This is a genomic window from Sporomusa sp. GT1 (assembly GCF_014634905.1).
GTDB classification, from domain to species: domain Bacteria; phylum Bacillota; class Negativicutes; order Sporomusales; family Sporomusaceae; genus Sporomusa; species Sporomusa sphaeroides.
Map to the genome: position 1 here is coordinate 1 of NZ_BMBX01000008.1, position 21,264 is coordinate 21,264.

Below are 21,264 nucleotides of genomic sequence, written 5' to 3' on the forward strand. Positions count from 1 at the left end.
TAAAGTGCTCATTGAGCACCGCACATCTGGCTTTTTATGATGCATTACTTACATTGTTCAGTTTTCAGGGAACCGCTTTTAATAGTTTTGCTTGGTCAATCACAGAAGTTTATAATAGCATTTTCATTTGTTTATGTCAACACTATTATTCATTCCAATTATTACCGCCGCTCGCAGCGACTTTTATAGATTACCATGACTTCTTCATTATGTCAAATGTTATTTTTTTGCTTATCCATATCTTCATCGACAAGTCCCTTGCGGGAATATCAATTTATCAAATGAATTGACTTTTGTCAACCTAAAAATCAAATAACGGTGCTTTTCCTTGTCAGGAAAAGCACCGCATTAGCTCGAAAGCCTTGTCTATTCTACTTGTGTTGTCAGGAATATTGGTAATGTCATATGCGAAATCTGGTCTTGCAGTTCCTCAATACCGTCAATATGGCGATCTTCATCATTGAGGATTTCTTCAAGAATCTCACGGGTAGCGAAATCATTGACATCGCCTGCCAGTCTTATGGCTGCATTATATGCGGCAATTGCCCCTTCTTCCGCCGCATGGTCATACTCAAGCTGCTTAGGGATGTCGCTGCCAATATGGATTTCTTTTAGTTTGGAAACAATCGGGGTACCTTCAAGGAATAATATCCTTGCAATCAGTTTCTCGGCATGCTTCATTTCTGAAATGGCGCGCTGCTCAAATCTATTGTGGAGCTTGTCGTAGCCCCAGTTAGCACACATTTCAGAATGAACAATGTACTGGTTAATTGCACTAAGTTCGTCAGCAAGAAGTGAATTTAAGGTTTCAATCAATTGGGGATTTCCTTTCATTCGGTAAAAACTCCTTCCTGTTATGTATTTTAGGCTCAACCCTATGTTCAAGATACCATTTTTATCCTCTTTGCGCAATAGAAAATTAATTCAAATCCTAGTAAAAACCCACCTTATTTTTTATCCGATGGCTTAACCCCACCTGAAGCTAAGTCTACTTTATCTCTTAAGTCTATGATGCGTTTAGCCTTGCCTTCCGACCGGGCAATGGTCTTCGGTTGTACCAGCCGCACGGTAGCATCAATGGATAGAATAACCCGCAGCTTATGGCGAATCATATCCTGCAAGCCTTCCAGCTTGCGGAAATCCTCCAATAACGTATCATCTGCCAGTTCTACCATTACTTCCAGGTCATCCAGATAGCCTTTTTTCCGAACTATAATATTGTAGTGAGGTCCAATTTCCTGGATTCCCACCAGTACACTTTCAATTTGGGAGGGGAAGATATTAACCCCGCGAATTTTAAGCATATCATCGGTACGCCCTTGTACTTTATTCATCCGTACCAGCGTTCTGCCACACTTGCAAGGCTCCGGATTCAGACTGGTAATGTCACGGGTACGGTAGCGCAGCAACGGGAAGCCTTCCTTGGTCATAGTGGTGATAACTAATTCTCCTGTTTCGCCATAAGGCAATGGCGTACCGGTCACCGGGTCAATAATCTCAGGATAAAAATGATCTTCATTAATATGCAACCCTGCCTTGCATTCACACTCGCCGGAAACACCAGGCCCGATCAGTTCACTCATACCATAGTTTTCCACTGCACTAATGCCCCACATGCGTTCAATGACTTGCCGCAATTCTTCCGAACAGCCCTCAGCCCCAAACAAGCCTAACCGGACATTCAAGGACTTCGCATCAATCCCCATACTATAGGCTGTTTCAGCAAGGTATAAGGCATAGGACGGTGTACTCACCAACACGGTAGTACCAAAATCCTGCATCAGCATAATTTGCCGTTCAGTATTACCGGTAGAGGCCGGCACGATAGCGGCCCCCAGCCGTTCCAACCCATAATGCAGGCCAAAAGCGCCTGTAAACAAACCGTAGCCAAAAGCCACCTGCGCAACATCATCATCGGTCGCGCCGCCGGCAACAGCAAGCCGTGTTACCATCTCTGCCCATAATTCTATATCATTTTTAGTATAGCCGACAACCGTAGGCTTACCGGTAGTGCCCGAAGAAGCATGTAAACGCACAATCTTCTTCATCGGTGAGCTAAATAAGCCATACGGATAATTATTGCGAATATCATCCTTAGTAGTGAAAGGAAGCAAGCTTATATCCTGTAATGACCGGATGTGATTAAGGCCGACTTTTGCATTATCCAAAGCCTGCCGGTAAAAAGGAACATTTTCATATACGCGCTGCACTACCTGGCGCAGTCGCTCAAGCTGCAGCTCTTCCATCGGTTTCCGGGCCATACATTCGGCGTCTTTGTCCCATATCATACACATAAAATCCTTCTCCTCACATAGTAATCTACTAACATAATCCCGAGTACCTTGTCTTCAATTATCTCATCGTGTCTTAACAATCAAACAGCTACCTTTAGCAACAACAAAACAAACAGCGAAGTAACCAACGTCATAATTAATGAAAATATAAAAGCAGTGCGAATGATCTGGTTTTCCTGTCCTAATTTATCAATGGAAGCTGCCGCGTTTTGTAATTTGGCCGGAGATATCATACTTGCCAGACCGCCGCCAAAAGCCAGGCCAGCCGTAATAATAATTGTTCCTACTAAAGACATATCCAGATTTTTGGCTGTTGTCATTGTATATTTGCCAAACATCGCGATCGTGGATGCCTCACTGCCGGTAATAAAGCCGCCGAATAGACCAATAAAAGCAACGACTGCCCCGTAAGCATCCTGAAAATAAAATGCAGAATAATCGGCCAGCACTTTCACCATACTGGCAGTTTCAAACTTTCCAGTCACCATGCTGTAGCCAGACATATTCATGATTTCGCCTATGGAAAAAAATATGGCCGCAGAAAAAACCGGTCTTGGAGCCCGTTTCCACCAGATACGCAAAGTACTTTTAATCTGTTCTCCCGTAGGACGAATAAATGGTATCGACATAATCGTACTAACAAAAATCCAGGTATACGCATTCCATAAAGCTCTTGTATCAATAGCACTGCCATCAGCCGTTATACCGGCAACCGGCAGCTTTACTACTCTATATAAGAAATTAAACATATCTTTGGGTACATTTAAAATTAGAATAAAAGCAACTAATATAATCCAGGGAGTTAGCGCCCGCCACAGTGAATATTGACGCTCATACGCAATCTCTTCAGCACTCAGTTTACTCTTATCAAACACCTTTTTTCCTAATGCAAGCAGCAACATTACCATGGCTATAATAACGGCAATACCACATAATACCCCTGTCAATACAACCAAATTGTCATATTTATTGCTGAAATACGAAACCACACCAATAACCGCTCCGGTAAGCAAGCAGGGAAATAAACCTTCTCTGATTCCCTGCCATCGTCCTACAATCCAGAGCATACACAATCCTATTAATGTGGAAACTACCGGCAAAAACATATAAAAGGCCATTCCTGCCTGCGCCAGCGTAATCTCATGCCCTTTACCGAAAAAGCTGTTGGCAATATCGACAAACACAACAATAGGGGCCCCTAATAGCGCATACGTGCACAAAGAGTCATAACCTATTGCCGGCAAAGCGATTGCTACCTGAGTCGAATAACCCATAGCCAACAGTATCGGCGGCAACAATGAAACCGGAGTTGCACCAACCGATACCATTAATGTACCAAACCCAATATTAATCAGCATAATTTGAATTGCCCGGTTTTCACTGGCTATCGTTTTAATAAAAATGATAATTCGTTTAAGAGCCCCTGTCTGTTCCATAAACGCCATCTGCAGCAAGGAGGTCGCAACAATAAGCGAGACAGCAAACGATCTGATAAAACCCGCCGCTGTCGAACGCAGTATTACTTCCACACTTGTCTGGAATACAAAATAAGCAACTACGGAAATCACTAACCATCCGACAATGCCGCTTATATCTGCTGCCTGTTTCCAAATGATAAGCATAGCCAAAATAACGGCAACCGGCAGCAGTGTGAATACTAAGGTCTCCATTTTATCCCTTCTCTCCAGCAAAATTCTACAAAATAAAAACTCCCGTCCCTTATAATAAGGGACGGGAGTATAATTCCCGCGATACCACCCTTGTAGAGCCGCCAAACCATTCTACCGGCTCCTCCTCACTAGAGTACGGGCAAGACATACTGCTTACCGATACCCCCTTCCTGCTAACGGCGGAAGCTCCGGCCACACCTACCAACTCTTCAACCCATCAAAATGAGTCGCTGAATCTTCAGCTAGCAACTCCGAGGTGTACTTCACGATTCAACCCCAGTCCGGCTTTCACCAGCCGCCGGCTCTCTGCGCTGTAATTGAATGCTACTTCTCCTCTTCATAGTCTTTAGGATAGCTATATGTTCAATTGTAATTCCACTTGTTGTTTTTTGTGTTTTTTAAACAGAAATCGTTTACATTGAGTATAATATAACAGCACATCTGTACTTTGTCAAGCTTAAAATTCCTGTTTGTTCCATCCTCCTCTTTGCTCTTTTTACCCGAAAAATCAACACTTGCCTTCCTCATATCCGTTTCATTCTATGTGCCTTGTTTGCAAAGTCTTCAATCCCCAGATAATAATCCAGGCTGTATTTGCCTGGCCCCACAAAAGCCGCCCCGAAAAAGCTTATCCCGTCTTCCAATGACTGAGAAGCTTTCTGTAATCCCTTGTCATCTATCATTTGACTGGAAAAGGCTACAAACATATTGCTTACCAGCAGAAAACAAGCCGGGCGATAGAATAAGCCCAGAGCAAACAAAAGTCCCCCGCCAAACTCGGCAAAACTGGCCATAAACCCCCAGAATACCGGCGCGAACTCAATGCCGAAAGTACCCATCGCCTTGCCAAGTCCTGCCCATTTTGCCGTGCCGCCAATGATTTTCGGCCAGCCATGCCACATAAACATACCACCTAACCCCAAGCGAAACACCAGAAGCGCCATATCCAGAAATTGAGAAAGAAATTGCGCAAGCTTCTGCAATAATTGCTTCATAAAAATCACATCTCCTCATTTTTGCTGCGATTTACCTGACAATCCCGGTGGTAACGTATGCATTTTTCGTTTTGCGGAAATATCTATTTACAGTTTACCTCATTCAGGACAAAATTATAGTAATCCTCAGCCACTCCTGCTCCCAGCCAAATGTTGACAGATTTTCATTGTCACAATATACTGAATTTTAGACGGACTTTAAGCAGACTTATGGAGGGATAAGCGATGAAAACAGTATTTCTCAATGTAGCCAAACTGGACTTTGACAACAAACTTGATTTTTCACAGCTAGCTAACTTGACCACTGTCACTACCTATGCTGCCAGCAGCGACCAGGAAATTGTAGCCAGGGTCCAGGATCAGAACATTGTCATTACCAAAGAACTGCCTGTAGGCAGAGAAGTAATTCTTGCGTTCCCGCCCTCTGTCAAACTCATCTGCGAAGCAGGTACAGGGTATAACAATATTGATATGAACGCCGCCAGAGAGAAAGGCATCACGGTCTGCAATATTCCGGGTTACAGCACTGAGGCAGTCGCCCAGTTGGCCATCACCTTTGTCCTCAGTCTGAGCGCTTCGCTGACAAAGCAGCAAATTATGCTTAAACAAAAAAACTACGATAATTTCACCAAACACCTGGCAGTGCCGCATTGCGAATTGCAGGATAAAAACCTGGGTATTATCGGTTCAGGCACTATCGGACAGCAGGTAATCAAAGTTGCCCGTGCTCTCGGCATGAATATCCTGGTATATAATAGAACGCCCAAATCCTGGAGCGACCCCGGCATCCAGTCTGTTGCGCTGGAAGAACTGCTTACACAGAGTGATTTTATTTCCCTGCATTGCCCGCTCACCCCGGAAACCAAACACCTCATCAACCAGGACCGTTTATCCCTGATGAAGCCATCGGCCTTTGTCATAAATACCTCCAGAGGAGCTCTCATCAAAGAAACCGATTTGATTGCCGCCCTGCAGGCAGGAAAAATTGCCGGCGCCGCCCTGGATGTCCAGGACCCTGAACCGCCGGAACTGACCAATCCGCTGTTTGACATGGATAATGTGATCCTGACGCCACATATCGGCTGGAAACCTTTTGAGGCCAGGCAGCGGCTGATTAATCTGTTGGCAGGCAACATCCAGGCTTTTATAGAGGGAAAACCTATAAATGTTGTAAGTTAAGTCTAAAAACAGGGCTGACCGGAAAATACCGGCAGTCCTGTTTTCGTATGGCTACCCGCTGCTGCGCATTTAGTTAAAAACAGAAATTTCTCATTTTTCCCAAGACAAATGGATAATTTGGCTATACAATAATAATGGGTACTACCTATGTCTGCCCAAATCCTTTGGTCGTAACTTTGCATGATTAAGGGAGGCCGATAATGACGAAACTGAGCACTGTAAAACTACAAGACCTGGTTACATTGTCGTTTTTACAAGAATTTCAGGATAACTTCGCCTTAAGCGTAGGGGTGGCCAGTTTAATAGAGGATAATTTAGGACAGGCCATCACTTGTCCCAGTTGTTTTTCCACCTTTTGCCGGGAAATTGTCCGGACCAGTGATGTCGGGTTAAAACGCTGCCTGGGTAATGACATGCGGGGAGCGGCCAAAGCTATGCAAACCGGCAAGCCGGCAGTATACCAATGCCATGCAGGGTTAATTGACTTTGCCGCCCCCATCATCCTTAACGGCAGAGTCCTTGGCACAATTTTCGGCGGCCAGGTGCTGACTGCAAGGCCGTCCGAGGAGCATTGCCGCAAAAATGCCCAGGAATTGGGTGTCAGTACCGATAAGTATCTGGCGGCTATCAAAGAAATTCCCATTGTTAGCAGGGAAAAAATCCAATCGGCCGCGAAAGTGCTCTTTTTGGTGGCCAACACTTTATCTAAAAATGCTTACCAAACACTGAAACTGAAAGAAAATAACCGTGAAATCATCCTGGCCTATAACCGTCTCGAAAATACATTCAACACGATGTCTGACGGCGTGTTAATCATTGATGATCACGGCATTATAAAGCAAGTCAACAGGATTACCGAAGAGCTCTTTGACCGGCCGGGTTCCGCCCTGCTGAATAAATCTGTCAAAGAGTTGATGGGAAGCCAAGCGCCGTTCATCGAGAAGGTTTATAAAGAGCAAACAGCCTATAATGACTTTGAAATTTTTATCGACACCAAGCTGGGGCGCCTCCACTGTTTATCTTCCGGCAGACCGATACTGGATGATGAAGGAATGCTGTCCGGCGGTATTATTATCCTGCGTCCGATAAAAAGAGTACATAAGCTTATCAACCGTTTAAGCGGAGCCCAGGCTACTTTCCGGTTTGACAATATTATCGGACAGTCGCCCGCCATTCTCACAAGCATCCAATTAGCCTCCCGGGCAGCGGCAGGAATGTCCAATGTTCTCATTGAGGGCGAAAGCGGTACAGGAAAAGAGGTCTTTGCCCAGGCCATCCACAATCAGAGCGCAAGATGCAAGGGACCTTTCGTGGCCGTCAATTGCGGCGCCATCCCCCGGGAACTCATAGTAAGTGAGTTATTTGGTTACACGGAGGGCGCCTTCACCGGCGCCAAGCGCGGCGGCAGGCCGGGCAAATTCGAATTTGCTGCCGGCGGCACCATTTTTCTTGATGAAATTGGCGATACGCCGCTCGAACTGCAGGTGGCCCTGCTCCGGGTAATCCAGGAACGCAAACTGACCCGCATGGGAGACAATAAAGTTATTCCAGTTGATGTAAGAATTATTTGCGCCACTAACAAGAATCTGGCTCAGGAAGTTGCCAAAGGTAATTTTCGCCAGGACTTATACTATCGCTTACATGTTATCTCCCTAAAAATCCCCCCTTTGCGCGAACGCTCGGAAGACATCCCGCTGTTATTCAACTATATGCTGCATACCATGGGCTGCGAGTGGGGCAAACCTATCAAGAAAGTTGACCCCGCAGTAATTACCCTGCTGCAGCAATATCATTGGCCAGGCAATGTCCGTGAACTGCAAAATGTTGTGGAAAGGGTTATCAGTGTTGTCAATGAGGATACCGTCAGGGTTGAACATTTACCTGAAGCGATTATCCAGCCTGCAGCTTTGACTATCGCTCTGCCGCCGGCAAGAACAAATGAACTGTTACGCTCCAGAGAAATGTTCAGACAAAACCGGAGTGAACAGGAACGCCAGCAAATAGTTGAGCTGCTGCGTAAAAGCAATGGCAATATCAGCTATACAGCCAAACAGCTGGGAATTGCCCGCAGCACACTGTATCGAAAAATGAGTCAATATAATATACCCAATTAACAATGCAGCTTTAAATTCAAGGCGGCTAAGTTTCAGACAGGATGTAACCCATCTGAAACTTAGCCGCCTTTATCTTATCAACCGTAGGAGGCATCTCGATTATTGAACATACCATTTACTATCTGCCTGATAAGCTGCTTTTTTAGTTTAGTCTGATTTTCAAAGCGCCCCTGCCGGGCAGCCTGCTCGCGTCCCAGCTCATAGCAGGTACTGTTATCAACATTAACAAGAATACCCGGCAAGCCGATCTCGGCAAAATCCCTGGCATGCTTTACCCAAAAAGCTTCACAGCAGGTGCCAATAAACACCTTGCAGCCAGCCTGTTTTAGAGCTTTCAGGTTTTCCTCAAGCATCTCATAGTTTTGAATAGTAATGGGCGCCAAACCGTATTCAGCCGCCAGTGCATAAGCGTCGCCAACATCACAGCGTCCGCACTGCCCGCACCCTTCCCGGTAACGATACCTGCACTCTGTGTCTTTGGCACAATAGGGAATGAGCAGCGTTGTCAGCGGTTGCTCAAAAATATTTTGTATCGCGCAGTTACCAACCACAGTAAGCTCATTTAGTTCTGCCGGACCGGCGCCCCAGTTCAGAAACTGCAATTTTTCCAGAGCTTTCAGTATTGTGTTGGTGAAATCGTCTGCTGTCAACGTTGGAATGCAAGCATGGCATTCCCGAAAACAATCGTTTACCGTATTTCTGATCTGCTCAGGGGTAGCGGCAATATGTAATAAATTACTTTCCAGCCGGGATATTACCTCTAACGGATAGGCCTCGAAAGTACCGGTTAGGGAGATAGCGTCAATACGCTGCCGGCTGCTGTCCACAGACATAGCAACGGTAATTAGCGACTGTTCTTTCAAGGTACTTCGCAATTGATAACCGGCTGGACGGGAGACCGACCGGCTGCCGAATACCCATTGCCTTGCAGCAACTTCCTGACAGGACGTTTGGTAATAGGCTTCTTCCCCAGGTGTCATTTTTCCCTCACAGGCGGCAACCTGGAATATCCGGCAAAAACCGGCGGTGATTGCTGCCTTGATTACAGCAGGCGGCGGCGGAGCACCGAGCACTGAAGCCAGACTGGCAAGACTCTGTTTAAACAAATCAACTTCCTTGTTTACCAGCTTTTCGGTAGGAATACGCAAAGCCCGCAGCAGGGTGTGGACATCACTGTCACTGACACGGATATAGCCCTGACAGAAAAACGCCGTCCCCTGCCGTGTGCCGCTAAACCAGGCAATTTGACGGCCTGCCACTTCGATGGCTGCAGGGTATTGGTATTGAGCCTTTACACCCAGTTGGCTTAATCCCTCGATGATGGCGGCAGCAATTTGGTATCGCAGGGTGTCCGCCTGATTTGCCGCAGCCTGCCCGGCGCGCGGCAATACCACTGCCCAGCCCAGCAGCGAACCATCCCAATAAACAGTGTTTCCCCCTGTCAGCCGGCGATTAATGTCAATCGACTGTTGTTGACAGAAATCCAGCCTGACTTCCTGTTCAGCACGCTGATAGTGTCCAAGTAGAACACAACCGGCAGTAAACTGAAAAAAACGCAGCGTATCGGGGATTAACCGCTCGCGGCAGGCAAGCAGCAAGGCTTTATCCAATGCTATGTTTTGGGAACACGTCAGGCAGCCTGTGTCTATAACCCGCCAGCCTGGTTTCATCCGGGTTTCCCTCCCTCAATGACGGTCCCGGCTACAGTACACGGCCGGGAACTGCAAATTTTGTCCGGCGTAATCAGAGAAATGCGCGGTTAACGCAAATACGCCCGGTTTGCTATGGCAAAATGCCGCAGCAGGTTTCCTGATAAACAACCTCATAGCCGAGCGACTGTACATAATCCACCGTTTCCCGGGCCGGATAGGCAATGGCGTCAAAACCGGCTTCCACCGCCAGCCGCTCCACCGTCCGGGCATATAGTCCCGGTGGCCGGGCACACCCCAAAGCCAGCGGGGTCTGCGGCAATAAGCGCCTGGCCGTTTGGAAAACTTCGGCCACCCGTTCAGGTGGCGGCGGCAATACGCCTTGCATAGGAGTATTGGTCAAAGGATTGAGGAGCACCAGCACCAGACTTGCCGCCCCTTCTGCCGCCACCATGTCAAGGGCGGCATATTCCCCGCGGATGTTACCGTAATGCAGGCCGATAACAATATGGGGCGAAGCCTTCAGTCCGGCAAGCCGCGCGGCCCGCAGACTGTTCTGATAGTCTGCCGGGGTATGCGGCAGATGGTAGACCTCACGAATGGTGTCACTGTCGCCAATCAGGTCAAGCGCCACCCGGGTCACATTGGCGCCGGCCAGCAGCCTGGCTGTTTTTTCTGTCAGCAAGCCAGGATGAACGACTACAGACAACCCCATGCCGGTCATTGCTTTTAACGCGCCGGCAAAGGGCTCCAGCGGTACACTGCCGTCCCGGCAGGCCCCGCCGCTAATCAACACTCCCCGGCAGCCGCGCCCCAGCAGCTTTTTGCCCAATTGCACCAGTTGTTCAGGCTCAGGCGCCGGCAACATAGTAGTTAACAGGTGCCCCCGGCAGTGTTCGCAGCGGCACTGGCACTCAGAACCGGTAATGCTGATATTGGCAAAAGAGTGGGCGTTGTTTTGAAATAACCCATTGTCGTAATGTCGCGCGCCTGGCGCATAAAAGGCAATACTATTCATCCCATATCTGCCCTTTGACAGTAGTCAGGTCAGCCGCTTCCGGCCAAAACGGGTAGTTGCGCAAAACAGGACCCGGGCGCTCGTTTCCATACGGCCGGTTACAGGCAACACAACCGGTCCGGTCAGGACAACCTGAAGTCATGAAAGGCGCGCCTGCCGCCAGCTGGTCCCCTAACAGCTCCTCCAGCCGCCTGCCATAACTCATGATTTTCCCCTGTGGATCAAAGGCAAAATCAGCCAGGCCGATTTGTTGTTTATTTAAAAGATAGGCCGCCAGTTGAATGCGCCGGTATTGTCCATAGGACGGCGGCTCACAGCTGCCCAGCTTGCTGCCGGGTTCCGGACAAAAGGAGAACAGATGGGCCTGCGCCCCGTATTGATTGGCCCTGGCTATGGCCTGAACCATGGCTTGTTCGGTTTCACCCAAGCCGACAATCAGGTGAACACTGACCTGTTCACAACCAAACACGGCAACCGCTTGCTCAATGGACTCCCAGTACTTGGCCCACCGGTGCGGCCCGCCAACTGCCGCCCCCCGCATAGCCGCAAACAGCTCCGGTGTCGCAGCATCTACCGCTATGCCCACCCGGTCGGCGCCACCGGCTTTAATGGCCTCAAAAAAAGCCGTTGCAGCCGGCAGGATGGTGGGTGATACCAGAACGCTGAGCGGCAAATCGGTCCGGGCGCTCAGTTCTGTTACCATACCGATACAATCAGCCGCCGCCCGGGGATGAGTAACCATCGACAGGCAAATCCGGCCGAGTTTTTTGACTTTACCGGCGGCCGCCGGTGGCGGCTGCCGTAAAATGTCGATAATAGCCGCCAAGCTGTATACCGGCCATTTTACCCTGATGAAGGTGTTTTCCTCCGGCTCGGCCTGCCGTTCCCTGGCCAGGCCGCAGTAGCTGCAATTGGCGCGGCATCCGTCCTGATAAGTCATTAACAAGTTTAAGCTGCCCGGACAGGCATTGCGGTAAAAACTGCCCGGCTCCAGGCCCAGCGCCATAGCGCCGGCCAGGCTGGTCTGCACAAAATCGGGGCTTTCCCGTCTGCTGGAATTATCCATGACCGGCCTCCTCTCAATACAAATATTACTTATTTACAACGTGCTAAAGCTTTGTGCAGGCGGGTAGTGTGTTGGCAAAAGCGGCAGTTAAACGCCAGTGTTGGAGCGTTGTCAATGCACTGCCCGCCTGCCTGCCAGATTCTTTGCTGCCGAATAGATACCACCCGCTTACTGTTGGGCAAAATACTCCGGAAAAGCAATCCAGCTGCGCCGGATCAGGGCGGTGAATTCGGCGGGGTTATCTGTCCAGCCCTGATTGCGGCTTACCAGCCGGTCGCAGGCAACGGCAAACTGGGGACCATACTCTGCCTCAAGCGCACGGGCATAGCTTGCGGCAACCGGCTCTTTCCCCCGGCTGTCCAGGTGCCTGAGTACCGCCCCGGCAGCCAAACCGCCGCTGACAACGGCATTCATAATGCCGGCGCCGGTAATGGGATGAGTACAGCCGGCGGCATCGCCGGCCACCAGCATCTGTCCGGCAGCCACACAGCGAACCAGGCCGCCGGCCGGTATCAGGCCGCCGGTTGCGGCCAAACCGGCTTCAGCCCGCACAATTTGCCTGGCCGCCAGCTGGCGGCAAAAATCTTTCAGCAAACTTTTGAGGCTGCCTTGGCAGGAATGATGTACCGCCACCCCGACATTGGCTGTTTTGCCTTTCGGAAACACCCAGGCATAGCCGCCATAATAGCCGGCATCAAAATGAATTTCCGCCGTTGCCAGCGCTTTGGTCAACCGCATTTCATACTGCAGCGCGGCACACAGCTCCTGCGGCGCGTTGCCCAGCGTTTTGCCGACAACCGACCGCGGACCGTCACAGCCCAAAATATACCGGGCACTGATTCCGGCGGTGTGAACGCCGTTGGTTACTGCAGTTACCACCTTATCGTCAATGCCGGTCACCCGGGCTGCGCTCATAACCCTGACACCTGCCGCTTTGGCCCGCTCAACCTGATGTTGCTCCCACAGCCCCCGGTTGAGGATATACCCCGGCGCCCGCAGCACACTTGCCGGCCTGCCGCCAATAAAGGTGGTAATGCCCGGAACCGGCTGGGCAATATCGCTTTCCTGGAGCACGGTATGGCGCGCCATAACGACAGGCACGAACTCGGCACACTGAACCTGGCTGCCAATGCTTGGCCGCTGCTCCAGCATGGCCACCCTGAGCCCTGCCTGGCCCAGACGGATTGCGGCAGCGCTGCCCGCCGGTCCAGCCCCGACGACAACAGCGTCATAGTGTTCACCGGCCGGCTTCACAGCACACCTCCCCCAGAGGACTCTGCTGCACCGGCTGCGTCGCTTTGGCCTGCTCAACAGCCAGCAATACGGCTTCAATAAAATGTTCGGGCCCAACACCCGGAATCTCAGCCTGGTGGCTGCGGAAAAACTCCCGGATAATGCCGGCAATCCGCCTGCTGTCAGCCGGCGTATTTTTCAGGGCTGTTTCCAGATCATTGATGACTCTGGCCGGATAGGCAAAGAAATCGCCGCTGATAAACAAATATTTAATGACCCGGGCGCCTTCATCCAGACGCATTTGCACCCGGATCAGACCGCCCGGCGCCTTATAGCTGGCCGTGCAGTCAACGGTATTGAGCACAGCGCCGGCTTGGCCGTAAATCCACTCCGGGCTCTCAAACTGCGGCAAATACGCTGCCAACAGTGCCGTTTCCCGGGCAGTAAGCTTGCCGGGAACAAATTCATAGGCCAGTGTTTGCCGCAGGCCGGTTAACACTGCCTGCTTGATTACCGCGTCCGGCGGTACATAACCCAGCTGCCCGGTAAGGGAGGTTACCCGCTCCCGCATGGATGTAACGGCTTTATCACTCAGTTTTTCCAGCGGAAAACGCAATACCCGCAGCATCTCATCAATGTCAAAATCCACCAGCAGGCTGCACTGGAAGACAAAAGAGCCGGCCAGCTCGGTGCCGCCGGTGCCGGCAATTTTCCGGCCCCTGATTTCAATATCATTCACCGGGCGATAGGCGGCCTCCAGCCCCATTGTCCGCAGCCCAGCGGCCATGGCCTCACACAGCAGGCGGTACATGCCCTCCACCTGCCGGGGAATACCGGGGGTGTTTTTGCCGGCATACAGCTCCCAGCCTAATTCCAGCCGACCCCAGTACAAACTGCCGCCGCCGGTGATTCGCCGGTTGATGTCAATGCCGTTTTCCCGGCAATAAGGAACATTCACTTCTAAAAAAGTGTTTTGGTGCAGCCCCACCAGCGCGCACGGCTTAAATTGCAGAAACCGCAGGGTATTGGGAATCAGCCCCCGGCTGTGGGCCTCAATAATGACCTTATCCAAAGCCATGTGCTCGGCGGCGGTACGCGGCACCGAATCCAGGACCCGGAAAGTAGTGCCGTTATCCGCAGCAGGCATTTGCTTTTTCCGCCTCCACCATCCAGGACCGCAGCCCGGCAGCCGACATCAGACCGTTAAGCTCTTCCGGCCGGGACAGCTCAATCTCGGCAAACCAGCTATGGTAAGGCAGGCGGCCAATAAGCGCCGGACTGGCCAGCACTGCCTGGTTTACATTGGTTATCCTGCCGCTCGCCGGCGCATAGATGCGTCCCACCCATTTGCCCGCTTCCAGCGAGCCGCAGGTACCGCCGCCTTCCACCGCTGTACCGGCAGGCGGCAGCGACAAGTATAATACATCCCCGGTGATCTCCAGACCATAAGAAGTCAAACCGAATAAAATTTTGCTGCCTGTTCTTTTAATCCACTGGTAATGCGTGTCATACAATAGTTCCTCCGGAAAATTCCGGCTGGTACCCTCCATCGTCCCTGCTCCTTTCTCAAGCTGACATTTATTCCTCCAAAGCCATTAACAACAGTTCGGCAACATTCATGACCTGGAGCGGCAGTTTTTCCGCCCTGGCTGCCTTTTCCAGCATCTGCTCACACTGCTGGCAGGCTGATACCACAATAGACGCCTGGGTTGCCGCCGCTTCCCGGATACGTTTCCGGGCAATGGCATCGGCCAGGGTCTGGTCGGCCCCCTGCAAATTCCCCCCGCCGCCACAGCAGGTGGACTCCTCGCCGCAGGTGGCCATTTCACTGAAATTAAGGCCGGGAATACCGGCAATAATTTGCCGCGGCGCCGCCGTAATCCCGCTGTTGCGGCCCAAATCACAAGGGTCATGGTAGGTAACCGTTGCCGTTAGCGCCTGGGGAACCAACTTGCCCTGCGCCAACAGTTCGGCCAGCAGTTCGGTCGCGTGAACCACTCTAAAACCAAGATCTTCGCCTAACAGCTCCGGATAGATATGGCTCCAGACATGATAACAGGAAGCGCAGCCGGTAACCAGGGTGGCGGAACCAAGCTGCCGCACCTTGTCGACATTATGCCGGGCATATTCGGCAAGGTCGGCCGCCTGGCCGGCGGCCAGCAGGGGAAAGCCGCAGCACCATTCTTCCGCCCCCAGGGTGGTAAAACTGACTTTTGCCTTTTCCAGCAGCTGTACCATGGCCACCGGTATTTGTGCGGCCCGGGGAAAAAAGGAGGATACACAGCCCACAAAATAGACAATGTCGGCTCCCGGTTCCTGGTCCAGATACCCGGGCACCTCCTCCAGGTCTTCCGCCCAGTCCAGCCGGGTGGCATTGGCGAAATTGGAAATATTTTTCTTGCTCTTCAAATTCCCGGCCAGCGCGGTATAGGCTGCCGGCGCTTTGCCCTGAGCCACCAGTTCGGTCCGCAAATCCTGCCATAAGGCCTGCAAATCAATTCTGGCCGCACAGGCGCGGGTACAGGCGCCGCACATCGTACACTGGGTAATCCGTCTGGCATAGTCCTCGCTGATTGAGCCGCCGCCATTTCGGGCAAACAGTTCACGGGCCAGCGAAATTTTTGCCCTTGGCGCCGCCGACTCCCAGCCGATTTCCCGGTATACCGGACAGTCACTGCGGCAATTGCCGCACCTGCCGCAGATCAGGGACTCCTCGATCAAATCTTTATAAAAACTGTCTGCGCTCATGACTTATTCCCCCGCCTTCCCTGGTATACCATGGTAGTGGCTGCCAGCAAATCCATTCCCAGGCCAAACAGTGCCGGCTGCAGCAGCAGGGGCGGCTCATACCGTTTGCCGGGATTCATAATATTGTTGGGATCAAGCAATTGTTTGCGCTTTTTCAGGGCAGCCAGCTCTGCCGGCGGTTGGCACCGCTTTACATACGGCGTGTTCCACAGGCCGATGCCATAAGGCTGGCCGCCATGCCGGGCACCGATATCATGCAGTTTTTTTACCAGCGCCAGCCCCTGCAGATAACCGATGGTATCGCGTTCGTCGGCATTAAACATGGTCATGACCATGGCATGACCTGGTGCTACAATATGGCCGTAGCTTTTTAACCCTAACTGTTTCCGGGTTTCAAACACAGCCACATCGGCCAGATAATCGGCCAGCTTTTTAATAGGCAGCCATAACTCGGCTCCCAGGAGGGACGGGCCCTCCCGTTTTAAGACTAAGGAAAAAAACCGGTGCTGCCATTCGTGCCCGGCCTCTTCTTCCCCCAGATCGCCGCCGTCCGCCTGGTGCAAGCAGCGCTCATAGTCCAGGCGGGCCGCAGCCGTTTGGGCTTTGGTGCCATCGGCGTCAAAGGCCACCGTGTAGGCAAGCGCCGCCCGTTGGTCTGCCATACCCAGCCGCTGCCTGAGTGAGTTACAGCCAGGATCGCTGAAATGCAGGTTAAAGGGCTTGTTGGCTAACGCTGCCGCCTGCTCGACAAAATCCTGCATTTGCTCAGCATTCTGAAACTCGGCCAGGCCATGCCAATCACTCTCCGGCTGGGACCGCACCTTAAGTTCGACCTCAGTCACAATACCCAGGGTTCCCTCAGAGGCGGCAAGCCAGGCAACCGGCGGTTCACTGGTTTGGCTTAATTGCCGCACGCTGCCGTCAGGCAGGACTACCTGGGCCGCGAGGACCTGTTCCGCTACCGGACCGTATGGCAAGCTGCCCAATCCATATCCCATCATAACCAGCCAGCCGCCGACAGTAGCGGCCTGGGCGCTGCTGGGATAAGAGCAGGCCGCCAGCCCCACCCGGTTTAACGCCCGTTCCAGCCGCCACCAGGTCAGCCCGGCCTCCACCCGGACCGTCTTGTTCGCTTGATCAATGGCTAATATATTGTCCATACCGTTTATGTCTACAAGTATGCCTTGCCGGGTACATACCGTATTGAAATAGACGGTAGACCCTCCGGCCCTGGTAGTGACCGGAAGCTGCTTGGCAGCGGCCAGCGTGACAATGGAGGCGACTTCTTCAGTAGTCTTAGGTCTGACGACAATATCCGGCAGCGTTTTGGCAACCGGTTTTACCAGAAAATCCGGTACAGGCGCCAGATCCCGCTCATAAAAGCCGCGTTCGAACAAATCGTCGGTAGCACGCTCGCCAAACATTTGCTTTACACTTGCCACCGTTTGAGCGTCCATAATTCTCCTCCTCCCTTACAAGGCTGGCTCGCGCGTCTACTCTGGTTTGGCATACTTGGCATGTTCTTCGGTGAAGAATGCATCAGCTGCATCGCCGTGAATCAGAGTTTGCAGCCCTGCTGCCAGATCATCGGGCTCCATGACACAAATCCAGCCGGCGCCATAACTGTCGCTGTTCAACAGCTTGGGATTGGCCGGCAGCTCGGTATTGGCTTCCAGCACTGTTCCCGACATCGGCACCTGAATTTTTCCGGCCCATTTGCCGGACTGAATGGAACTGAGCGTGGCCCCGGCCGCCAGCGTTTTTCCCACCCGGGGAATACGGATAAAGGTAATTTCCCCGGCTAATTTTTGCATAAAGTCGGTAATGCCGATACGGATTTTATTTTCTTCCACCTTTACCCAGGCATGATCGCTTGTATAGTAAAGTCCTTGCGGAATCTCATACTGCGCCACGAAAAACCACTCCTTTTCTCTTTCGTATACTATCTGGCCAGAATCCAGTCGGCCACGACAGCCGGCAAGACTCCGGGCGCGCCGCCGGCAGCCTGGCGGAGCCACTCTGCCACCACCGGCTTGACCGCCTGCTCGTGCCAGGCACAGCCAGACAGCAAGGACGCCAGCAGCTGCAGCCGGTAGGGCTCCAGGCAGGCAGGCCCGTAATGGGCAAATTCAATAATTTTATTATTTTGGAGCACCAGGATGGCGTAGCCGGCGCAGGGGCCGTTCCGGTTGCCGCAAGCATTTTGACTGTCAGGAGTTGGCTTAAGGCACCGGGGAAACGGCTGCAGACGGACATAGGTTCCCTCATTGATTTTCACCTGGCGCACCCTGCTCCGTTTGCCGGGCAGCTGTAAAAACTCCGGGCTGGTTAAATACCTGGCCGTCTTAGCGGCACCGGCCCTTAAAGCCGCAGTATATTCCGCCGGCGTCAGTTCCAGCCAGGCGGCAAAATGATGAACTAACCGCGCTTCGACCGCCTCATAGTCCGGCAGGCAGCCAAGCTCTTCCTCCATGGTTGTCAGATACCGCTCCAGGGAAAGCCTGAGCTGCTCGCGGAACCGGCTGCCGGGAACCTTTAGGACATTGGCCATGGCCGTCCGGTCAAAGGCCAGCAGAATATTGCCTGTATATACCGCAAAGCCGTTAATATCGCCGGCACCGTTGCCGGATATCTTTTTGCCGTTAACAACAATATCGGCAGGCAGCTTAACGGCAGCCGGAATAGCAAAGTCGGCCAGGGTTTGGATGGCCGGCTGCAACAGCTGCCCGAAGAAAGCTTCTCGCCGGCCGGTCAACAGCGGGTTGTCGGCCCGTAATACCAGTTGAAAAAAGATTTGCTCCTCGGCCAGCAGCACCATGCCGCCGCCGATATCCCGCCTGATGATGGGAATGTTATGTTCCCGGCAATACTCCAGATTGACTTCCTGCTCCAGATCATCATGCAGGCCCAGGCAGACACACCGGCCTGCCGGCCGGCAGATAACCAGCCCTTCCTGCCGGCCTTGGGCCAGCACATGATAGATGGCCTGTGTCTCATCCCACGGGATAGCCCCGAGCCGGTACAGCTTCATGTAACCAGCCTCCGCTCTACCCGGCCTGGGCGGTATGTAACCGCAAACACTGCGGCAAACTGCCGGGCCAGGCAGGCCGCTACTTCCTCCAGGCCGGCCTCAATGCCCAGGCCGTGCAATGACACAACCGGCCTGTCGGTAATGCCGCACGGATTAATCAGGCCAAAATACCGCATATCCGGGTTAACGTTGAGCGCAAAGCCGTGCATCGACACCCAGCTGCGGGCGCCAATCCCGATGGCGGCAATCTTGCCGGCCGCCGTCCACACTCCTGTCAGTCCCGGCTCCCGGTAGCCTTTCAGACCATAACAGGCCAGCGTTTTGATAATGACTTCCTCCAACAGCCGGATGTAGCGGTGCAGGTCCTGCCCGTAGCCCTTCAAATCCAGAATGGGATAGCCCACGATTTGCCCCGGCCCATGGTAGGTGACGTCACCGCCCCGGTCGACTTCAATGACTTTTACCCCCTGTTCCAGCAGCGTTTTTCCTGACGCCAGGATATTGCGCTCACTGCCGGCCCTGCCGACAGTAATGGTATGATTATGCTCCACCAGAATGAGCGTGTCGCAGGTATCGCCACGGCGGCGGGCGGCGGCTGTCTCCTGCTGTATTTTCCAGGTATCTTCATACTCCAGCCGCCCCAGGGTTAGCAGACTGCATATTTTTTTTGGCTTTTTCATATCTCCCTGACATTTATGCCTGTCGCTGAAAGAGGTCGTCACCGCTCTTGCCTTCCAGTCCGGGATGATTGTCAAACCGCACCACCCCGACAACGGCTTTGCCGTTTACTGCCTGCTTAATGGCCGCCACACCTTCACTGCCAAAACCGCCGCATAACTCAATGGCGGCAATGCCCTGCCCGCTGAGCTCCCGGGCGGCCGTCACCGCGGCCTGATAGTTGCTGACTCCCACCACAGTCAATTCCACCGCCGGTGTTGCCACCACGGCCCGGTGGATTTGGCTGTCGGCGGCCGGTGCCACAAAAATAAAGGCTGCTTTCAGCATGATATACCCTCCCTATGTATAGTTTTGCCGGTTACCTGTGAGCCAATTGGGCAAAGGTAACCCCTGCATGATAGGAACTGCGGACCATGGGTCCGGCATTAACATGAAAGAACCCGATCGCAAACGCCTCTTCTTTAAGCCACTCGAAAACCTGGGGATGCACATACTCGACAATCGGCAGATGGGCCGGCGACGGACTGAGGTATTGCCCAAGGGTCAGCATTTGACAACCGGCGCGGTGCAGGTCTTTCATGACGCCAATGACTTCATCCACTGTTTCCCCCAACCCCAGCATCAAACCCGATTTAGCGATTGTTTTCACACCAGACTCACGCACCCGGCTGATAAGCTTCAGGGACCTGGCATAGACAGCCTGCGGCCTGACAGCAGGATACAGTCTGGGTACTGTTTCGGTATTATGATTTACTATATCAGGCTGAGCCGCCAATACTTTGTTGACAGCCTTCTTATTGCCTTTAAAATCGGGAATCAGCACCTCAATAGTGGCCTCCGGCAATTCTTCTCTGACGGCGCGGATGGTGGCGGCAAAATGTCCGGCGCCGCCATCAGGCAAATCATCTCTGGTAACCGAGGTAACCACAACATGCTCCAAACCCAGCTGCCTGGCTGTTGCTGCCACCATATACGGCTCATCGGCGTCAACCTGCTCGGGAACATCATGGGTTACCGCACAGAAGCGGCAATTGCGGGTGCAGTTTTTCCCCAAAATCATAAAGGTGCACGTTTTATTGCCAAAACACTCGCCAATATTGGGACAATCGGCGCTCTCACATACGGTATGCAGCCGCCCCTGGCTGAGCAGCTGTTGCATACCGGCGAGCGCCTGTTCGTCAGGGGCAGGAACTGTTAACCATTCCGGTCTGTCTGGAACCATGACAGCAAAGCTCTCTTTGTTATTCAAAAGCATCCAGCGCCTTCAGCACGCTGGTAGCTACATACGCCATAGCCGGCGACCCGCCGAAAGCTACCGCGACAGCGGCTGCTTCCAGAATTTCTTCCCGGGTTGCGCCCTCTGCCAGCGCCTGTTTGATATGAAGATTAATGCAATATTCGCACCGTACGGCCACCGCAATGCCGATACCGATAAGTTCTTTGTGCTTGCGCTCCAGTTCGCCTTCCACATAGGCCGCCTGGTCCATCTGTATAAACGCGGCGGTCAACTCCGGGCTTTCGCTTTGCAAAGCGCCGATTCCAGTCTGTAACTCACTGACTAATTCCATAGGATCGTTTGCCATAATCCA

20 protein-coding genes and 1 other annotated feature are annotated in these 21,264 nt (G+C 52.3%); of the genes, 2 read left to right on the forward strand and 18 right to left on the reverse strand.

Annotated features, from left to right (window positions below; translation table 11 throughout):
- Positions 1-366 precede the first annotated feature (366 nt).
- The 4 genes from bfr to GT1_RS11095 all read right to left on the reverse strand — a co-directional run bounded on the left by bfr (position 367) and on the right by GT1_RS11095 (position 4,959).
- Positions 367-834 (reverse strand): bacterioferritin, encoded by a 468-nt coding sequence (gene bfr / locus GT1_RS11080; RefSeq protein WP_075757572.1) that lies wholly within the window; start codon positions 832-834, stop codon positions 367-369.
- A gap of 113 nt (positions 835-947) precedes the next feature.
- Positions 948-2,294, reverse strand: coding sequence for a phenylacetate--CoA ligase family protein (locus GT1_RS11085; RefSeq protein ID WP_223226187.1), 1,347 nt, complete (start codon positions 2,292-2,294; stop codon positions 948-950).
- A gap of 80 nt (positions 2,295-2,374) precedes the next feature.
- The gene (locus GT1_RS11090) at positions 2,375-3,964 is read right to left on the reverse strand and encodes an L-lactate permease (RefSeq protein ID WP_075757571.1); all 1,590 of its coding nucleotides are present in this window, start codon (positions 3,962-3,964) and stop codon (positions 2,375-2,377) included.
- A 54-nt stretch (positions 3,965-4,018) separates the two neighbouring features.
- Positions 4,019-4,314, reverse strand: a binding site (T-box leader).
- Between the two features lie 174 nt (positions 4,315-4,488).
- Complete coding sequence (locus GT1_RS11095) at positions 4,489-4,959, reverse strand: DoxX family protein (RefSeq protein ID WP_188398764.1); 471 nt, start codon at positions 4,957-4,959, stop codon at positions 4,489-4,491.
- A 225-nt stretch (positions 4,960-5,184) separates the two neighbouring features.
- Here GT1_RS11095 and GT1_RS11100 point away from each other — a divergent pair, with 225 nt between their 5' ends.
- Positions 5,185-6,138 carry an NAD(P)-dependent oxidoreductase gene (locus tag GT1_RS11100; RefSeq protein ID WP_188398765.1) on the forward strand — a complete coding sequence of 318 codons (954 nt, stop codon included), beginning with the start codon at positions 5,185-5,187 and terminating at the stop codon, positions 6,136-6,138.
- A 200-nt stretch (positions 6,139-6,338) separates the two neighbouring features.
- Positions 6,339-8,252, forward strand: a complete 1,914-nt coding sequence (locus GT1_RS11105; RefSeq protein WP_188398766.1) for a sigma 54-interacting transcriptional regulator — start codon at positions 6,339-6,341, stop codon at positions 8,250-8,252.
- A 77-nt stretch (positions 8,253-8,329) separates the two neighbouring features.
- On the opposite strand, the gene GT1_RS11110 is transcribed toward GT1_RS11105, so the two are convergent.
- From GT1_RS11110 to GT1_RS11175, 14 genes are all read right to left on the reverse strand, one after another.
- Positions 8,330-9,922, reverse strand: a complete 1,593-nt coding sequence (locus GT1_RS11110; RefSeq protein WP_188398767.1) for a DUF116 domain-containing protein — start codon at positions 9,920-9,922, stop codon at positions 8,330-8,332.
- A 112-nt stretch (positions 9,923-10,034) separates the two neighbouring features.
- Positions 10,035-10,919 carry a radical SAM protein gene (locus tag GT1_RS11115; protein WP_188398768.1) on the reverse strand — a complete coding sequence of 295 codons (885 nt, stop codon included), beginning with the start codon at positions 10,917-10,919 and terminating at the stop codon, positions 10,035-10,037.
- Positions 10,912-11,985, reverse strand: a complete 1,074-nt coding sequence (locus GT1_RS11120) for a radical SAM protein (protein WP_188398769.1) — start codon at positions 11,983-11,985, stop codon at positions 10,912-10,914. The genes GT1_RS11115 and GT1_RS11120 overlap by 8 nt, the downstream gene beginning before the upstream one ends.
- A gap of 168 nt (positions 11,986-12,153) precedes the next feature.
- A complete protein-coding gene (locus GT1_RS11125) occupies positions 12,154-13,239 on the reverse strand; it encodes an NAD(P)/FAD-dependent oxidoreductase (protein ID WP_188398770.1) in 1,086 nt (361 codons plus the stop codon).
- Positions 13,223-14,365 (reverse strand): lipoate protein ligase C-terminal domain-containing protein, encoded by a 1,143-nt coding sequence (locus GT1_RS11130; protein WP_188398771.1) that lies wholly within the window; start codon positions 14,363-14,365, stop codon positions 13,223-13,225. The genes GT1_RS11125 and GT1_RS11130 overlap by 17 nt, the downstream gene beginning before the upstream one ends.
- The gene (locus GT1_RS11135) at positions 14,349-14,768 is read right to left on the reverse strand and encodes a glycine cleavage system protein H (protein WP_188398772.1); all 420 of its coding nucleotides are present in this window, start codon (positions 14,766-14,768) and stop codon (positions 14,349-14,351) included. Before GT1_RS11135 ends, GT1_RS11130 begins: the two co-directional genes overlap by 17 nt.
- Before the next feature lie 28 nt (positions 14,769-14,796).
- Positions 14,797-15,966, reverse strand: coding sequence for a (Fe-S)-binding protein (locus GT1_RS11140; RefSeq protein ID WP_188398773.1), 1,170 nt, complete (start codon positions 15,964-15,966; stop codon positions 14,797-14,799).
- On the reverse strand, positions 15,963-17,423 hold the full coding sequence (locus GT1_RS11145) for an FAD-binding oxidoreductase (protein ID WP_188398774.1): 1,461 nt from the start codon (positions 17,421-17,423) through the stop codon (positions 15,963-15,965). The genes GT1_RS11140 and GT1_RS11145 overlap by 4 nt, the downstream gene beginning before the upstream one ends.
- Positions 17,424-17,459: 36 nt before the next feature.
- Positions 17,460-17,879 (reverse strand): glycine cleavage system protein H, encoded by a 420-nt coding sequence (locus tag GT1_RS11150; protein WP_075757560.1) that lies wholly within the window; start codon positions 17,877-17,879, stop codon positions 17,460-17,462.
- 29 nt (positions 17,880-17,908) lie between these two features.
- Positions 17,909-18,997, reverse strand: a complete 1,089-nt coding sequence (locus tag GT1_RS11155; RefSeq protein WP_188398775.1) for a biotin/lipoate A/B protein ligase family protein — start codon at positions 18,995-18,997, stop codon at positions 17,909-17,911.
- On the reverse strand, positions 18,994-19,677 hold the full coding sequence (gene lipB, locus GT1_RS11160) for a lipoyl(octanoyl) transferase LipB (RefSeq protein WP_075757558.1): 684 nt from the start codon (positions 19,675-19,677) through the stop codon (positions 18,994-18,996). Before lipB ends, GT1_RS11155 begins: the two co-directional genes overlap by 4 nt.
- Positions 19,678-19,690: 13 nt before the next feature.
- Entirely contained in the window at positions 19,691-20,002 is a 312-nt protein-coding gene (locus tag GT1_RS11165) for a DUF6506 family protein (RefSeq protein WP_188398776.1), read from the reverse strand.
- Positions 20,003-20,033: 31 nt separating this feature from the next.
- A complete protein-coding gene (gene lipA / locus GT1_RS11170; RefSeq protein WP_223226188.1) occupies positions 20,034-20,924 on the reverse strand; it encodes a lipoyl synthase in 891 nt (296 codons plus the stop codon).
- Positions 20,917-21,258, reverse strand: a complete 342-nt coding sequence (locus GT1_RS11175; protein WP_075757556.1) for a carboxymuconolactone decarboxylase family protein — start codon at positions 21,256-21,258, stop codon at positions 20,917-20,919. The genes lipA and GT1_RS11175 overlap by 8 nt, the downstream gene beginning before the upstream one ends.
- Between the last annotated feature and the right edge of the window lie 6 nt (positions 21,259-21,264).

Bases quoted from the DNA above. Each gene is read 5' to 3' on its own strand.
- bfr (WP_075757572.1), bottom strand. From the start codon at position 834: ATGAAAGGAAATCCCCAATTGATTGAAACCTTAAATTCACTTCTTGCT.
- GT1_RS11085 (WP_223226187.1), bottom strand. From the start codon at position 2,294: ATGTGTATGATATGGGACAAAGACGCCGAATGTATGGCCCGGAAACCG.
- GT1_RS11090 (WP_075757571.1), bottom strand. From the start codon at position 3,964: ATGGAGACCTTAGTATTCACACTGCTGCCGGTTGCCGTTATTTTGGCT.
- GT1_RS11095 (WP_188398764.1), bottom strand. From the start codon at position 4,959: ATGAAGCAATTATTGCAGAAGCTTGCGCAATTTCTTTCTCAATTTCTG.
- GT1_RS11100 (WP_188398765.1), top strand. From the start codon at position 5,185: ATGAAAACAGTATTTCTCAATGTAGCCAAACTGGACTTTGACAACAAA.
- GT1_RS11105 (WP_188398766.1), top strand. From the start codon at position 6,339: ATGACGAAACTGAGCACTGTAAAACTACAAGACCTGGTTACATTGTCG.
- GT1_RS11110 (WP_188398767.1), bottom strand. From the start codon at position 9,922: ATGAAACCAGGCTGGCGGGTTATAGACACAGGCTGCCTGACGTGTTCC.
- GT1_RS11115 (WP_188398768.1), bottom strand. From the start codon at position 10,919: ATGAATAGTATTGCCTTTTATGCGCCAGGCGCGCGACATTACGACAAT.
- GT1_RS11120 (WP_188398769.1), bottom strand. From the start codon at position 11,985: ATGGATAATTCCAGCAGACGGGAAAGCCCCGATTTTGTGCAGACCAGC.
- GT1_RS11130 (WP_188398771.1), bottom strand. From the start codon at position 14,365: ATGCCTGCTGCGGATAACGGCACTACTTTCCGGGTCCTGGATTCGGTG.
- GT1_RS11135 (WP_188398772.1), bottom strand. From the start codon at position 14,768: ATGGAGGGTACCAGCCGGAATTTTCCGGAGGAACTATTGTATGACACG.
- GT1_RS11140 (WP_188398773.1), bottom strand. From the start codon at position 15,966: ATGAGCGCAGACAGTTTTTATAAAGATTTGATCGAGGAGTCCCTGATC.
- GT1_RS11145 (WP_188398774.1), bottom strand. From the start codon at position 17,423: ATGGACGCTCAAACGGTGGCAAGTGTAAAGCAAATGTTTGGCGAGCGT.
- GT1_RS11155 (WP_188398775.1), bottom strand. From the start codon at position 18,997: ATGAAGCTGTACCGGCTCGGGGCTATCCCGTGGGATGAGACACAGGCC.
- lipB (WP_075757558.1), bottom strand. From the start codon at position 19,677: ATGAAAAAGCCAAAAAAAATATGCAGTCTGCTAACCCTGGGGCGGCTG.
- GT1_RS11165 (WP_188398776.1), bottom strand. From the start codon at position 20,002: ATGCTGAAAGCAGCCTTTATTTTTGTGGCACCGGCCGCCGACAGCCAA.
- GT1_RS11175 (WP_075757556.1), bottom strand. From the start codon at position 21,258: ATGGCAAACGATCCTATGGAATTAGTCAGTGAGTTACAGACTGGAATC.